A 13,265-nucleotide genomic window follows, 5' to 3' on the forward strand; every position below is an offset into this window, starting at 1 on the left:
GGGGCGGACCGGCGACATGACGGTGAACCCGCCGTCGAACGGAGGATGAGAGCATGAGTATCTTCGGTGGCTTGCGGTCCGGCGTATCCGGCTTGTTCGTGCAAAGCCAGTCGATGGCGATGATCTCGGACAATATCGCCAACGTGAACACGGTCGGCTATAAGGTAAACCGTCCGCAGTTCTCGACCCTGGTCACGACCAGCGGGTCGGAAACGCTGTTCTCCGCCGGCGGCGTGCAATCGACCGTTGCCCGCGACATCGATCAGCAGGGATTGCTCCAGGCCTCGACTGTCTCGACCGATATCGCGATTTCCGGCGACGGCTTCTTCGCGGTCACCGATCAGGTCACCCTGAACCCGGTGACGAACGAGTACGAGCCGACCGGCGATATCTTCTATACCCGCGCGGGCGAATTCCGCCCGGACAAGAACGGCAACCTCGTGAACGCCGCCGGCTTCACGCTGCTGGGCTTCGCACGGAACTCCGCCGATACCGCCTTCAACACGACGAACGTGTTGAGCGCGATGGACGGTGTCAACGTCGCCTCCCAATCCGCGAAACCGCAACCGACCAGCCTCGTCGACCTGTCCGCCAACCTGCAGAACTCGACCGGCACGGGCGGCAGTTTCGATATCGCGGTCCAGGTTTTCGACCGCCAGGGTACCCAGCGCACCATGACGCTGACCTTCACGAAGGTCGACCCGGGCGTGGCGGCGGATGCCTGGGACGTCACGGCGGAACTGACGGCCGGCCAGTTCGTCAACACCGACGCCTCCAACAACGACGGCGGCACGGGCAGCGCGATCGATGCCGGCGGGGGATCCGACACGGCCGACGACAACTATCTCGGTTCCGATGAACTGGAGGCCTTCCAAGGGACGGAAACCGACTACTCCGGCTTCGCGGAGGATGTGATCGGTACCGGCGGCATCGCCAATCTTGGTCGTGTCACCTTCAATACGAACGGGACACTGTCCAGCGTCACCGACGATTTCGGCGGCGTGGCCAATAGCGGCGTGGCCCTGACCGGCAACAACTCCTTCCAGGTGCTGGTCGATTACGACGGCAACAACACGACGTCCACCGACACGGTCGCGATCGACATCAATCTCGGCTCGATCGGCGGATCGGACGGCCTCAGCCAGTTCTCCGGCAACAGCGTGATCAATGACCTGACCCAGAACGGCAAGCAGTTCGGCTCGCTCTCCAGCGTCTCGGTCAACGAGGATGGCGTCGTTACCGCGCTCTTCGACAATGGCGAGCAGCGGCAGCTCTTCCAGGTGCCGATCGTCACCTTCAACGCCCCCAACGCCCTTCGGCCCGAGAGCGGCAACGTCTTCTCCCAGACCGATGATTCCGGCCAACCGGTGGTGAAGACGGCGGGCAATGGCGGTGCGGGCTCGATCGCTTCCTCCTCGCTCGAGCAATCGACCGTGGATCTGGCGGACGAGTTCACCAAGCTGATCGTCACCCAGCGCGCCTTCTCGGCCAACACGCGGATCATTACCACGGCCGATGAAATGCTGGAGGAATTGGTGCGAATCAAGCGATAAGCCGCTTAATCGAAATTCGCCCGGCGCGTCCGGGTGCAACACGAGGGGGCCGCCCGACCATGGGATGGCCCCCTCGCCGCATTCGCGGCGTGAACCGGTGTGGGAGAGTTTTAATTTATTTTTTCATAAAATTTTATTTATTTTCATCGACCGTTAAGCTTTACTCGATACCGTGAGGATCGGGGGAAGCGAGCATGGCCTACCGGGGTCCGGAGAGGGAACCGATCGGAATCGGTAAGAGTCTGAAATGACTCCATGACTCCGCCACGGAAACGAATTGGAATCTTCGCGGAGGGTCGATGAACTCTTGCCTTTATTGAAAATGCAAGGGATTCATCGCGGCGATTCCTTAACACATGGCGTAACGGCTCGAAAGGTGGGCAATTTTTGCCCAGTTTTTTCTTCACCTATACTGAATCCTAGGATATCCTCCTAAGGGATTCGGCGGATTCCGAACGATTCCCGTGGCCGTCAACCGCCACGACATCACGGAACCGCGCGCTCCCGGGCAGAAGGTCCGAATGGGGCGCTGGCTGGCAGAACGCCACGCGACCAGCACCGGTCTTGAGGGGCGACGCGCCCGGCGACGCGGCCATTGCCGCATGCCGGGAGAGCCGTCCGGGGAGGTCGGGCCTCCTTCCCAATCCCGGGTGAGCGGGAGCGGGACGGGACCCGTCCGACGGCTTTAAGCATCGATGAGGCAGTGGCGTGAATAATTTCATGGATATGGTCAAGAACCTGGGGGCCGCCCGGCTGAGCGTGATCGCCGGCACGGCGGTCCTGGTGCTCGGCTTCTTCATCTTCCTGGCAACGCGCGTGACCACGCCGGAAATGGCGATGTTGTATGGCGAGTTGTCCGAAGCGGATTCCAACCGCATCGTCACCCAGCTCTCGCAACAGAACACTCCCTTCGAGCTACGCCAAAGCGGCCAGCAGATCTGGGTCCCGCGCGAACAGGTGGGGGAACTGCGGCTCGCGATGGCCGGTCAGGGTGTCGGTGGCTCGCTCGTCGGCTACGAGATTTTCGACCGCGACCAATCTCTCGGCCAATCCAGTTTCGTGCAGGAGGTCAATCGATTGCGTGCCTTGGAAGGCGAGTTGGCGCGCACCATCACCTCCCTCGCCTCCGTGCGGGGATCGCGCGTTCATCTGGTCCTGCCCCGGCGCGAACTCTTCAGCCGGGATACACAGGAGCCGACGGCCTCCATCGTCTTGAAGATGGCCGGCGCCCAGCGCCTGGACAACGACCAGATCGCCGCGATCCAGCATCTCGTCGCCACCGCCGTTCCCCGTCTGCGGCCGACCAACATCTCGATCGTCGACGATCGGGGCACCCTGCTCCACGGGGGCGGGGAGGAAGAAGGCGGTCCCGGTCTGTCCGCCGACAATGCCGCTGAAATGCGTCAGCATTACGAAACCCGTCTGGCGCGGCGCGTGACGGAACTTCTGGAACGAACGGTGGGCTTCGGCAAGGTCCGGGTCGAGGTCCGCGCCGACATGGATTTCAGTCAGGTCGTCAGCAATTCCGAGACCTTCGATCCGACCGGCCAGGTGCTTCGGTCGTCCGAGACGGTCGAGGAAAGCTCCAGTTCCCAGGAAGCCGGCGAGGATACCGTTACCGTCGGCAACAATTTGCCGGATGCGGCCGCCCTCGACGGCGGCGCGGGCGGAGGGGCGAGCGAACAGCAGTCCCGTACCGAGGAACGCAGCAATTTCGAGATTTCGAAGACCCAGACCAACCGCGTCTCCGCGCCCGGGCGGGTCGAACGCCTTTCGGTCGCGGTTCTGGTGGACGGCCTCTATCCCGAGGGAGAAGACGGCCAGACGCAATATGAACAGCGCCCGGATCAACAGATGCAGCAGTTGGAATCCCTGGTACGCTCCGCCGTCGGCTTCGATGCCGCGCGCGGCGACGCGCTGGAATTGGTGAACATGCAGTTCGCCGAATTGCCGGTCGACGTCACCGACGATTCCGACAGGACCTTCTTCGGTTTCACCACGTCCGACATGCGCCGGATCGTGGAGTTGCTTGTCCTCGGCGTCCTCGGCATCCTGATCGTGCTGCTGGTGGTCCGGCCGCTCTTGACCAAGGTGTTCGAGGCCGCGCCGAGCAGCGCCACGGCCGACGCCGAAAGCGACACCCATATGATCACCGATCAATCCGGCGGCGGTGGTCATGGCGAGGTCGGGCTGCCGGCCACGTTGGGCGAGGATCATGAAGGGTTCGACTCGATGATCGACATCGCCCATATCGAAGGGCGGGTAAAGGCGTCCTCGATGAAGAAGATCGGCGAGATCATCGAGAAGCATCCGGAGGAGGCGGTCGCCATCCTCCGGAACTGGATGTATCAGGACGCCAACTGACGCCGGCCGCGATCCGATCGGCGGTGGTTAGCGACGACGGCGAATGCCGGTGGGGCGCCCGGCGGGCGGCATTGAGCTTCCCGCCGGAATCGTGGCTTGGTTGCGCGTCCCGCTCCCGGCATTGTCCGGTCGGTGAACTTTGGGAGCGTTATCCCGGATCGGTCACCGGATAGGCCGGGCCGACCGGAATCGCGCTTTGGAATGGCGCACGGATGAGATCATGCGGGTACGCGACGATTTCAGAAGCCTGACCGGCCCGGAGAAGGCCTCGATCATGATTCTCGCCATCGGCGAGGATAACGCCGTGAAGCTGTTCAGCCATATGGACGACGAGGAGATCAAGGAAATCTCCCAGACCATGGCGAACCTCGGCAATGTCAGCTCTAACCTCGTCGAGCGGCTGTTCGTCGAATTCGCGGAACAGATTTCCTCGACCGGCTCCCTGGTCGGCTCCTACGAATCAACCGAACGCTTGCTGGCCAAGGCGCTCGATCCGGACAAGGTTTCCTCCATCATGGAGGAAATCCGCGGTCCCGCCGGCCGGACCATGTGGGACAAGCTGGCGAACGTGAACGAGGTGGTGCTCGCCAACTATCTGAAGAACGAATACCCGCAAACGGTCGCGGTGGTCCTGTCCAAGATCAAGCCGGACCATGCGAGCCGGGTGCTCGGCGCGTTGCCCGAAAGCTTCGCGATGGAAGTCATCATGCGCATGCTGCGCATGGAGGCGGTGCAGAAGGAGGTTCTCGACGATGTCGAGCGCACGTTGCGCAACGAGTTCATGACTAACCTCGCCCGCACCGCGCGCCGCGACAGCCATGAGATGATGGCGGACATCTTCAACAGCCTCGACCGCAACACCGAGAACCGCTTCATGACCCTGCTGGAGGAGCGCAACCGGGACTCGGCGGAGAAGATCAAGGCGCTGATGTTCACCTTCGAGGACTTGCAGAAACTCGACCCAGGCGGGGTGCAGACGCTGCTGCGCAACGTGGACAAGGACAAGCTCGGCATCGCGCTAAAGGGCGCGTCGGAACAGATCAAGGACCTGTTCTTCTCGAACATGTCGGAGCGCGCGGCGAAGATCCTGAAGGAGGATATGTCGGCGATGGGCGCGGTGCGCCTGCGCGACGTGGACGAAGCGCAAATGGACATGGTCAATCTCGCCAAGGACCTGGCGGCGAAGGGCGAGATCATAATTTCCGAGGGCGGCGCCGAGGACGAGCTTATCTACTAGCCGCCCCTGGATGTAGCGCCCCGGGATGTAACGCCCCTGGGGCGTACGCCCCCTGGGTGATCATGGGCGGCCACGGGAGAACCCATGGCGCCCTGTTTCAGGTTTCAGGAACGCGCCCCGGAACGGCGGCGCGAGACGAGGATCGGATAAAGCGTGGCGACGAAGTACAAGCCCTTCCTGTTCGACCGCGACTTCGACGAGATCGATGCCGCGCGCGCGCGGCGCCCCCATCCGGCGAATACGGACGGCGGCGCGAACGCGGATGCGACCTCGGCCGAGACCGATGCGGCCGAGACCGAGGAGCCGGAAGAGCCACCCGCCCCGACCTATAGCGAGGAGGAACTGGAGTCCGCCAAGACCTTCGCCTTCGAGGACGGTCGGCGCGAGGGGTTGGAAGCCGGCCGCAAGGAAGTTCAGGACGATGTCGAGGCCCAGGCCGTCGAGGCGCTGGAAACGCTGGCCGAAGGGCTGACTCCGCTGTTCGAGCAGCAGCGCTTGGCGCATGAACGTGCCAGCGCGCTGATGGCCCGGATCGCGCGGGACATCTTCGCGCATCTGATGCCCGCCTATGTCGAGCGTCACGGCGAGGAGGAAGTCGTCGCCCTGGTGCGCGACGCGGTCGCGACGCTGCAGGATGTCGGCAAGCTGACCGTGCGGGTCGACGAGACCGTGCGCGACCGTCTCGCCGAACGGTTGGAGCCGCTGGTGCGGCAGGCCGGCTTCGACGGCAAGCTCGCCGTCATCGGCGACCCCGCCATGGGCCGATCCGACGCGGCCGTCGATTGGGGCACCGGCGGAGCCGAACGGCGCTATCCCGCGATATGGGCCGATATTGAAACCGCCATCGCCCGCGCGATCGAAGGGTTGGAGCCCGACGACAGCGGGGATGAGCCGGACTCGCCCGAAGAGCGCGACGAAAGCGGTGAGAAGGATGAAGATGTCGGAACCAGCCGCGCGGCGACGCACGACGGGCCCGAGGCCGGCGCAGCGGACGAAGGCGGCGATCGAATGACGGACACGGACACACGGGCGCCGGACGGCGCGCCCCCCACGGACGAACGCGCCGGCGATGGGCCGGCGGACGACGAGCGCTGATCAGGAGGGCGCGACATGGCCGATGAGAACGATACCGGCGAGGACGAAGCGGCACCCGAAGGGGGCGGCGACGGTAATGCCGCCGCCGGCGGCGAGCGGGAACCGCGCGGCAATGCGGGCGGCGGGTTCAATCTCCAGGAACTCGACAGCCAGGAGCAGGCCAGCGACTATCCCACCGATTTGAGCGGACCCACGGGCGCGCGCGATTTGGAAGCGGTCTACGAGATTCCGGTTCAGGTGTCCGCCGTGCTGGGCAAGTCGAGCATGCAGGTGAGCAATCTCCTGAAACTTGGACGCGGCGCGGTGGTGGAACTCGACCGCAAGGTCGGCGAGGCGATCGACATCTATGTCAACAACCGCCTTGTCGCGCGCGGGGAAGTGGTCGTGGTGGACGACAAGCTGGGCGTCACCATGACGGAAATCATCAAGTCGGATAAGTCCCCGACCTGAGGCGACGGCGCGGCCGAACCGGCGGCAGAGGGAAAGACGACGCGAAACGATGGCGAGCGAAGCAGAGGATGGGCCGCGGCGGCCCCTGACCCAGCCGACGACCCGCACGGCGATCGATGTCGCGACCCTGGGCGGCATGATCGCGGCCGCGGGCCTAATCGGCATGGCGATCCTGCTCGGCGGGTCGCCGACGGCCTTCCTCGACCTGCCCTCGGTCCTGATCGTGATCGGCGGGACGTTGGGCGTGACCACGGCCTGCTACTCGCTCAAGGACATGGGCGGGGCGGGCAAGACGGTGATGCGCACGATCCTGCGCGCGCACGACAATCCAAGCGAGGCGGCGGTCCAGTTGCTCCAACTCTCCCAAATCGGGCGCCACAAGGGCACGCTCGCGCTGCAGAACTATCTGGTGGCGCTGGAGGACAGCCCCATGCTGCATCAGGGCCTGCAGATGGCAATCGACGGCACGCCGGCCGAGGAGGTGGAACGGATCATGCGCCGGGAGGTGCAATCGATCGCCCAGCGCCAGAGCCGCAGCGTCGCGATCCTGCGCAAGGCGGCCGAGATTTCACCGGCGATGGGCTTGATCGGCACGCTGGTGGGGTTGATCCAGATGCTGGGCAATCTGGACGACCCCAGTACCATCGGCCCCTCGATGGCGGTGGCGCTGCTGACGACCTTCTACGGCGCGCTGCTGGCGAACGTGGTCTTCACGCCGCTCGCCTCCAAGATGGAGCGCAACGCGGCCGAGGACATGCTGGTGAACCACATGCACGTCATGGCCACCGCCTCCATCGCGCGGCAGGAGAACCCACGCCGGCTGGAGATGCTACTGAATACCATCCTGCCTCCGTCGGAGCGGGTGGACTATTTCGGATAATCGGTACACGGAACCTTTAAACGATGAGACTGCTGATTATCGGAACCCTGGAAGGCCATCTGACCGAGGCCAGCCAGATCGCGCTGAAACGCGGCGCGAAGGTTCAGACGGTCGATGCCGTCGATGCGGGCCTGGATCTATTGCGCCAGGGCAAGGGCGCCGATCTCTGCCTGATCGACGTGCGCCTCAATATCGAAAGGCTGGTGAAGGCCCTGAACGCGGAGCGCATCAGCGTTCCCGTGGTCGCCTGCGGGATCGAGGGCACGGAGGCAGAGGCCGCCGTCAAGGCGATCGAGGCGGGCGCCAAGGAATATATCCCCCTGCCCCCCGACCCCGACATGATCGCCGCCGTGCTGGAGGCCGTGGCGGAGGAAAGCAGCACCGTCATCCACCGCGACCCCGCGACGATCAAGGTGCTGAAACTGGCGGAGCAGATCGCGCCCAGCGACGCTTCCGTGCTGATCACGGGCGAATCCGGCACCGGCAAGGAGGTGATGGCCCGTCATCTGCACGCGCGCAGCAAGCGCGCCTCGGCCGCCTTCGTCGCGCTGAACTGCGCCGCCATCCCGGAGAACCTGCTGGAAAGCGAACTGTTCGGCCATGAGAAGGGTGCCTTCTCCGGCGCCGTCGCGCGACGCATCGGCAAGTTCGAGGAGGCGCACGGCGGAACCCTTCTCCTCGACGAGGTGAGCGAGATGGACCCGCGCCTGCAGGCGAAGCTGCTGCGCGCGTTGCAGGAGCGCGAGATAGACCGCGTCGGCGGCTCCAAGCCGGTAAAGGTGGATGTGCGCATCCTGGCGACGTCGAACCGCAATCTCCAGAAGGCGGTGAAGGACGGCGATTTCCGGGAGGACCTCTATTTCCGCCTAAACGTCGTCAATCTCCGCCTGCCCTCCTTGCGGGAGCGGCGCCAGGACATCCCCGTCCTGGCCCGGCATTTCGCGAAGAAGTACAGTGAGAGCAACGGCCTGCCCGACCGCCCTCTCGGCGCGGAGGCGATGCGCCGGCTGGAGGCCTATGACTGGCCCGGCAATGTGCGCGAACTGGAGAACGCCATGCACCGCGCCGTCCTGCTGGCGGGGGGCGAGGAGATCGGCGAGGAAGCGATTCTGCTGACCGAGGACGAGACGCTGGACGCCGTCATGCCGGAGAGCGGCGGCGGGACGCGCGCGGCCGCCCCGGATGAGCATGATGGGATCGAGGACGAAGCCGGGCCGGCGGGCGAGAAGCTGGTGGGCAAGACGGTGGCGGAAGTCGAACGCGCGTTGATCATCGACACGCTCGACCATTGCCTGGGCAATCGGACGCACGCGGCGAACATCCTCGGTATCTCGATCCGCACGCTGCGCAACAAGCTGAAGCAGTACACCGAGGAAGGCTTCTCCGTGCCCTTGCCCCGCGAATCGGAGCATCGTAGCGCCTGACCGGCGGGGGAGCGTTCGGAAACGCCATGGCGAACACGGAATCCGAGGAAGGCCAAGGCGGATCGGTCCGCCAAGTGAGCGGAGGCGGCGTCAATGCCGCCTTCGGTCGTTTCCGTTCGGCCCTGACCTCGGCGGAGTTGCTGCTACCGCTCGGCATCGTCGCCATCCTGGCGATGCTGCTGATCCCGCTGCCGACATGGCTTCTCGATATGTCGCTGGCGATCTCGATCACCTTCTCGGTCGTGATCCTGCTGACGGTGATCTTCATCGCCAGCCCGCTGGAACTGACCAGTTTCCCGACCATCCTGCTGATCGCGACGATGCTGCGCCTCGGCCTCAACGTGGCCTCGACACGTCTGATCCTGTCGGAAGGCCATACCGGTACCGACGCCGCCGGCCGGGTGATCGAGGCTTTCGGCAGTTTCGTCGCGGGCGGCAATTACGTCATCGGCATTATCGTCTTCGGTATTCTGGTGATCATCAACTTCATCGTTATCACCAAGGGCGCGGGCCGTATCGCGGAGGTCGCCGCGCGCTTCACCCTGGACGCCATGCCGGGCAAGCAGATGGCGATCGATGCCGATCTTTCCTCCGGCTTGATCGACGAGGATCAGGCGCGCACGCGACGCAAGGAGTTGGAGACCGAAAGCTCCTTCTTCGGTGCCATGGACGGTGCCTCGAAATTCGTACGCGGCGACGCCGTCGCCGGCCTGTTGATCACCTTCATCAACATCATCGGCGGCATGATCATCGGCGTGGCCCAGCGCGACATGAGCTTCGGCGCGGCGGCGGAGAATTATACGCTCCTGACCATCGGCGACGGGCTGGTCAGCCAGATTCCGGCGCTCATCGTCTCGACCGGCGCCGGCATGCTGGTGACCAAGGCCGGTGTCTCCGGCCAGACCGACAAGGCGCTATTCAGTCAGCTATCCGGCTATCCGGCGGCGATGGGGATCGCGGCCTTCCTGCTGCTGATGATGGCGGCGATCCCGGGGTTGCCGGCCTGGCCGTTCCTGATCATGGCGGTCGCGGCCGGGGCGCTGGCCATCTATGTCAGCCGCAACGCGGCGATCGAGAGCGCCGAGCGCGAGGCCCGCGCCTTGGAAGCGGAGGATCAGGAGGCCACGGCCCCTGTGGACGAGCCGATCTCCTCCGCCCTGCAGATGGACCTGATCCGGCTGGAACTCGGCTACGGCCTCCTGCCGCTGATCAACGCCAACGCCGATCACCGCCTGACCGACCAGATCAAGGCGCTGCGCCGTCAGATCGCGGGCGACATGGGCTTCGTCATGCCGGCCGTGCGCATCCAGGACAATCTGCAACTGCCCGCCAGCACCTATGTCATCCGCATCAAGGAGATCGAGGCCGGGCGCGGCGACCTGCGCCCCAACATGCTGATGTGCATGGACCCGAGGGGGCAGAAGATATCGCTGCCCGGCGAGGCGACGACGGAGCCCACCTTCGGCCTGCCCGCCGTTTGGGTGCAGGAGAACCAGCGCGAGGAGGCGATGTTCCGCGGCTATACCGTCGTGGACAGCGCGACCGTTATCACCACCCACCTGACCGAGTTGGTGAAGGACAACATGTCCGAGCTTCTGTCCTATGCCGAGACGCAGAAGCTCTTGGACGAACTGCCGCAATCGCAGCAGAAACTGGTAAGCGACCTGATCCCCAGCCAGTTCACCCTGGGTTCCGTGCAGCGGGTGCTCCAGAACCTGCTGTCCGAGCGCATCTCGATCCGCGACCTGCCGACGATCCTGGAAGGGCTGGCGGAGGCCGTCGGCTATACCCGCAACATGACCCAGATCACCGAGCATGTCCGCGCGCGGCTGTCCCGCCAGATATCCGACGCGAACACCAACGATTCCGGAATCGTGCCGCTCGTCACCCTCTCCCCCGCCTGGGAACAGGCATTCGTCGAGAGCATCATCGGCCAGGGCGACGACAAGCAACTCGCCATGGCGCCCTCGAAGCTCCAGGACTTCATCACCAAGGTGCGCCAGACCTTCGAGCAGCAGGCGATGGCGGGCGAGACGCCCGCCCTGCTGGTCAGCCCGCAGATCCGGCCCTATGTTCGCTCCGTGATCGAGCGATTCCGGCCGGTGACCGTGGTGCTTTCGCAGAACGAGATTCACCCGAAGGCCCGGATCAAGACGGTGGCGAGCATCTGATGACCTTTCCGACCCCCCTTCCGCGTTCCATCACGGACCCTGTCGGGGACCGCTGATCCATGCGGCTCAAGACCTTCCATGCCGACAGCCTCAGTGCCGCCTTCGCGCTGGTGCGCGAGGCGCTGGGCGAGGACGCCATCATCGTGGCGACCCAGGAGGACGACGAGATCGAGCGCGGCGCGCGTGTCACGGCCGCGGTGGAGGAATCGGAGGAGGACGGCCTCGACCAATGGGACGGCGCGGAGGATCAGGCGGACGCGCTGGAGCGGATCACGGCATTGCTTGAGCATCATGGTTGCCCGCGCGCCCTCACCGACCGGCTGGTCCTGGCCGCCGCCGACACGGAGGAAACCGACCCCACGCTGGCCCTGGCCGGCGCGCTCGACCAGCTATTCGCCTTCCGTCCCCTGCCGGAGGAACCTGGCGGCAAGCCCCTGCTTCTGATCGGCCCGCCCGGCGTCGGCAAGACCGTCACCTGCGCCAAGATCGCCGCCCGCGTCGCCATTAGCTATGACGAGCGGCAGGAACAGGCACCCGTCGTCCTGATCGCGGCCGACCCGATGCGCGTCGGGGCGGTGGAGCAGTTGCGCGCCTATGCCGACCGGCTGGGCGCGACATTGCGTATCGCCGAGGACGCCTCCGTCCTCTCCCATGTATTGGGCAGTTGTGGGCGCCGCGATCTGGTCATCATCGATACGCCCGGAACCAACCCCTACGACCTGCAGGAACTCGCTTTCCTGATCGAACTCGCCGAAGCGGGGGAAATGGAACCTGTCCTGCTGCTCGGCGCCGGCCGCGACGCGGAGGAGGCCATCGACCTCGCCAAGGCATTCCGTCCGGTGGAGGCGCGGCGTCTGCTGGCAACCGGCCTCGATCTCTCGCATCGGTTGGGTGCCCTGCTGGCGGCGGCGGACGCGGGTCGCCTCGCCTTCAGCGATGTCAGCCGCAGTCCCCGGATCGCGGACGGGTTGAAGCCCCTCAATCCCCTGACATTGGCCCGACTCTTGCTGCCGGACGAGGACGCGGCGAATGATTTCGCCATGAATGGTTTTTCATCCGAGGGGGAAACGCCGCGCGATATGGCGGCGGACGATACGACGGACGGGCGCGACGCGCTCGCCGAACTGGATGCCTATGCGCGCGAGGCGATCGCCGCCGCCCGGGCGGAGAGCGGCGGCTCCCCGCGTTTCGGGCGGAACGATCCGAACCGGCATCGTGGCGATGATGGTGACGGTAACGAGTCGTGACGGCCCGCACGAAAGGTCATGCCGACGGATGATGAGACAATGAGCAACCAATCCCCTCCCCCTCCCCCCTCCCGGCCGGCCGCCGCCGATCCCCGCGCGCGGATCATCGCCGTCGCCTCCGGGAAGGGCGGCGTCGGAAAGACATGGTTCGCGGTGACCCTGAGCCATGCACTCGCACGGGCCGGACGCAAGACGCTGCTGTTCGATGGCGATCTCGGTCTCGCCAATGTCGATATCCAATTGGGGTTGATGCCGAAGCGCGATCTTTCGACCGCGCTCGACGGCAAGGGCACGCTGAAATCCTGCATCACCCGCCATCAAGAGGCCGGGTTCGACATCATCGCCGGACGCTCCGGCTCGGGCTCGCTGGCGAGCCTGCCTGCTCCCCGGATAGAACGGTTGCAGAAGGATCTGATCGCGCTCGCCGCCGATTACGACCGGGTGGTGATCGACCTCGGTGCCGGGGTCGACCGGACGGTGCGCCAACTCGCGACGCGGACGGGGCGGGTCCTGCTCGTCGTCAACGAGGAACCGACCTCCCTTACCGACGCCTATGCCTTCATGAAGCTGCTCTGGGCCAAGCATCCGGACACCGACATCCGCATCGTCGTCAACGCGGCCGAGGGCGAGGTGAAAGGCCGCAAGACCTATGAGACGCTCGCCAAGGCGTGTCGCAATTTCCTGAAGCGGGAGCCGGAACTCGCCGGAATCGTACGCCGGGATACCCGTGTGCGCGAGGCGATCCGGAATCAAATGTCGCTTCTTTCCCGCTCACCCGGCAGCGACGCGGGCGCGGACGTCGAACGGATCGCCGGCACGCTATAAGGGCGCGTCGTCCCCGGCT

The 13,265-nt window shown here is 65.1% G+C and carries 10 protein-coding genes; all 10 read left to right on the plus strand.

The genetic code is table 11. The features are described 5' to 3' along the window. Positions 1-53: 53 nt before the first annotated feature. The 10 genes from KAJ83_RS03730 to KAJ83_RS03775 all read left to right on the plus strand — a co-directional run bounded on the left by KAJ83_RS03730 (position 54) and on the right by KAJ83_RS03775 (position 13,246). Positions 54-1,553 carry a flagellar hook protein FlgE gene (locus KAJ83_RS03730; protein WP_210680650.1) on the plus strand — a complete coding sequence of 500 codons (1,500 nt, stop codon included), beginning with the start codon at positions 54-56 and terminating at the stop codon, positions 1,551-1,553. A gap of 720 nt (positions 1,554-2,273) precedes the next feature. Continuing rightward, positions 2,274-3,917 carry a flagellar basal-body MS-ring/collar protein FliF gene (fliF, locus tag KAJ83_RS03735; protein ID WP_210680651.1) on the plus strand — a complete coding sequence of 548 codons (1,644 nt, stop codon included), beginning with the start codon at positions 2,274-2,276 and terminating at the stop codon, positions 3,915-3,917. A gap of 220 nt (positions 3,918-4,137) precedes the next feature. Beyond that, positions 4,138-5,154 (plus strand): flagellar motor switch protein FliG, encoded by a 1,017-nt coding sequence (gene fliG, locus KAJ83_RS03740; protein ID WP_210680652.1) that lies wholly within the window; start codon positions 4,138-4,140, stop codon positions 5,152-5,154. Positions 5,155-5,307: 153 nt separating this feature from the next. Beyond that, a complete protein-coding gene (locus KAJ83_RS03745) occupies positions 5,308-6,249 on the plus strand; it encodes a FliH/SctL family protein (protein WP_210680653.1) in 942 nt (313 codons plus the stop codon). Between the two features lie 180 nt (positions 6,250-6,429). Beyond that, positions 6,430-6,699 (plus strand): flagellar motor switch protein FliN, encoded by a 270-nt coding sequence (fliN, locus tag KAJ83_RS03750; protein ID WP_210680830.1) that lies wholly within the window; start codon positions 6,430-6,432, stop codon positions 6,697-6,699. Positions 6,700-6,748: 49 nt separating this feature from the next. Beyond that, a complete protein-coding gene (locus tag KAJ83_RS03755; protein ID WP_210680654.1) occupies positions 6,749-7,579 on the plus strand; it encodes a motility protein A in 831 nt (276 codons plus the stop codon). Positions 7,580-7,602: 23 nt separating this feature from the next. Then, a complete protein-coding gene (gene flbD / locus KAJ83_RS03760; RefSeq protein ID WP_210680655.1) occupies positions 7,603-9,003 on the plus strand; it encodes a sigma-54-dependent transcriptional regulator FlbD in 1,401 nt (466 codons plus the stop codon). A 26-nt stretch (positions 9,004-9,029) separates the two neighbouring features. Next, positions 9,030-11,174: a flagellar biosynthesis protein FlhA gene (gene flhA, locus KAJ83_RS03765; RefSeq protein ID WP_210680656.1), complete on the plus strand. Its 2,145-nt coding sequence runs from the start codon at positions 9,030-9,032 to the stop codon at positions 11,172-11,174. Between the two features lie 59 nt (positions 11,175-11,233). Next, a complete protein-coding gene (locus KAJ83_RS03770; RefSeq protein ID WP_210680657.1) occupies positions 11,234-12,421 on the plus strand; it encodes a flagellar biosynthesis protein FlhF in 1,188 nt (395 codons plus the stop codon). 39 nt (positions 12,422-12,460) lie between these two features. Beyond that, a complete protein-coding gene (locus tag KAJ83_RS03775; protein WP_210680658.1) occupies positions 12,461-13,246 on the plus strand; it encodes a MinD/ParA family protein in 786 nt (261 codons plus the stop codon). The last annotated feature ends 19 nt before the right edge of the window (positions 13,247-13,265 follow it).

The sequence above is a fragment of the Marivibrio halodurans genome (assembly GCF_017963645.1).
GTDB classification, from domain to species: Bacteria; Pseudomonadota; Alphaproteobacteria; order UBA8366; family Aestuariispiraceae; genus Marivibrio; species Marivibrio halodurans.

Coding starts and splice junctions, on each gene's coding strand:
- KAJ83_RS03755 (WP_210680654.1), top strand. CDS start 6,749: ATGGCGAGCGAAGCAGAGGATGGGCCGCGGCGGCCCCTGACCCAGCCG.
- KAJ83_RS03730 (WP_210680650.1), top strand. CDS start 54: ATGAGTATCTTCGGTGGCTTGCGGTCCGGCGTATCCGGCTTGTTCGTG.
- KAJ83_RS03775 (WP_210680658.1), top strand. CDS start 12,461: ATGAGCAACCAATCCCCTCCCCCTCCCCCCTCCCGGCCGGCCGCCGCC.
- fliF (WP_210680651.1), top strand. CDS start 2,274: ATGGATATGGTCAAGAACCTGGGGGCCGCCCGGCTGAGCGTGATCGCC.
- KAJ83_RS03770 (WP_210680657.1), top strand. CDS start 11,234: ATGCGGCTCAAGACCTTCCATGCCGACAGCCTCAGTGCCGCCTTCGCG.
- flbD (WP_210680655.1), top strand. CDS start 7,603: ATGAGACTGCTGATTATCGGAACCCTGGAAGGCCATCTGACCGAGGCC.
- fliG (WP_210680652.1), top strand. CDS start 4,138: ATGCGGGTACGCGACGATTTCAGAAGCCTGACCGGCCCGGAGAAGGCC.
- flhA (WP_210680656.1), top strand. CDS start 9,030: ATGGCGAACACGGAATCCGAGGAAGGCCAAGGCGGATCGGTCCGCCAA.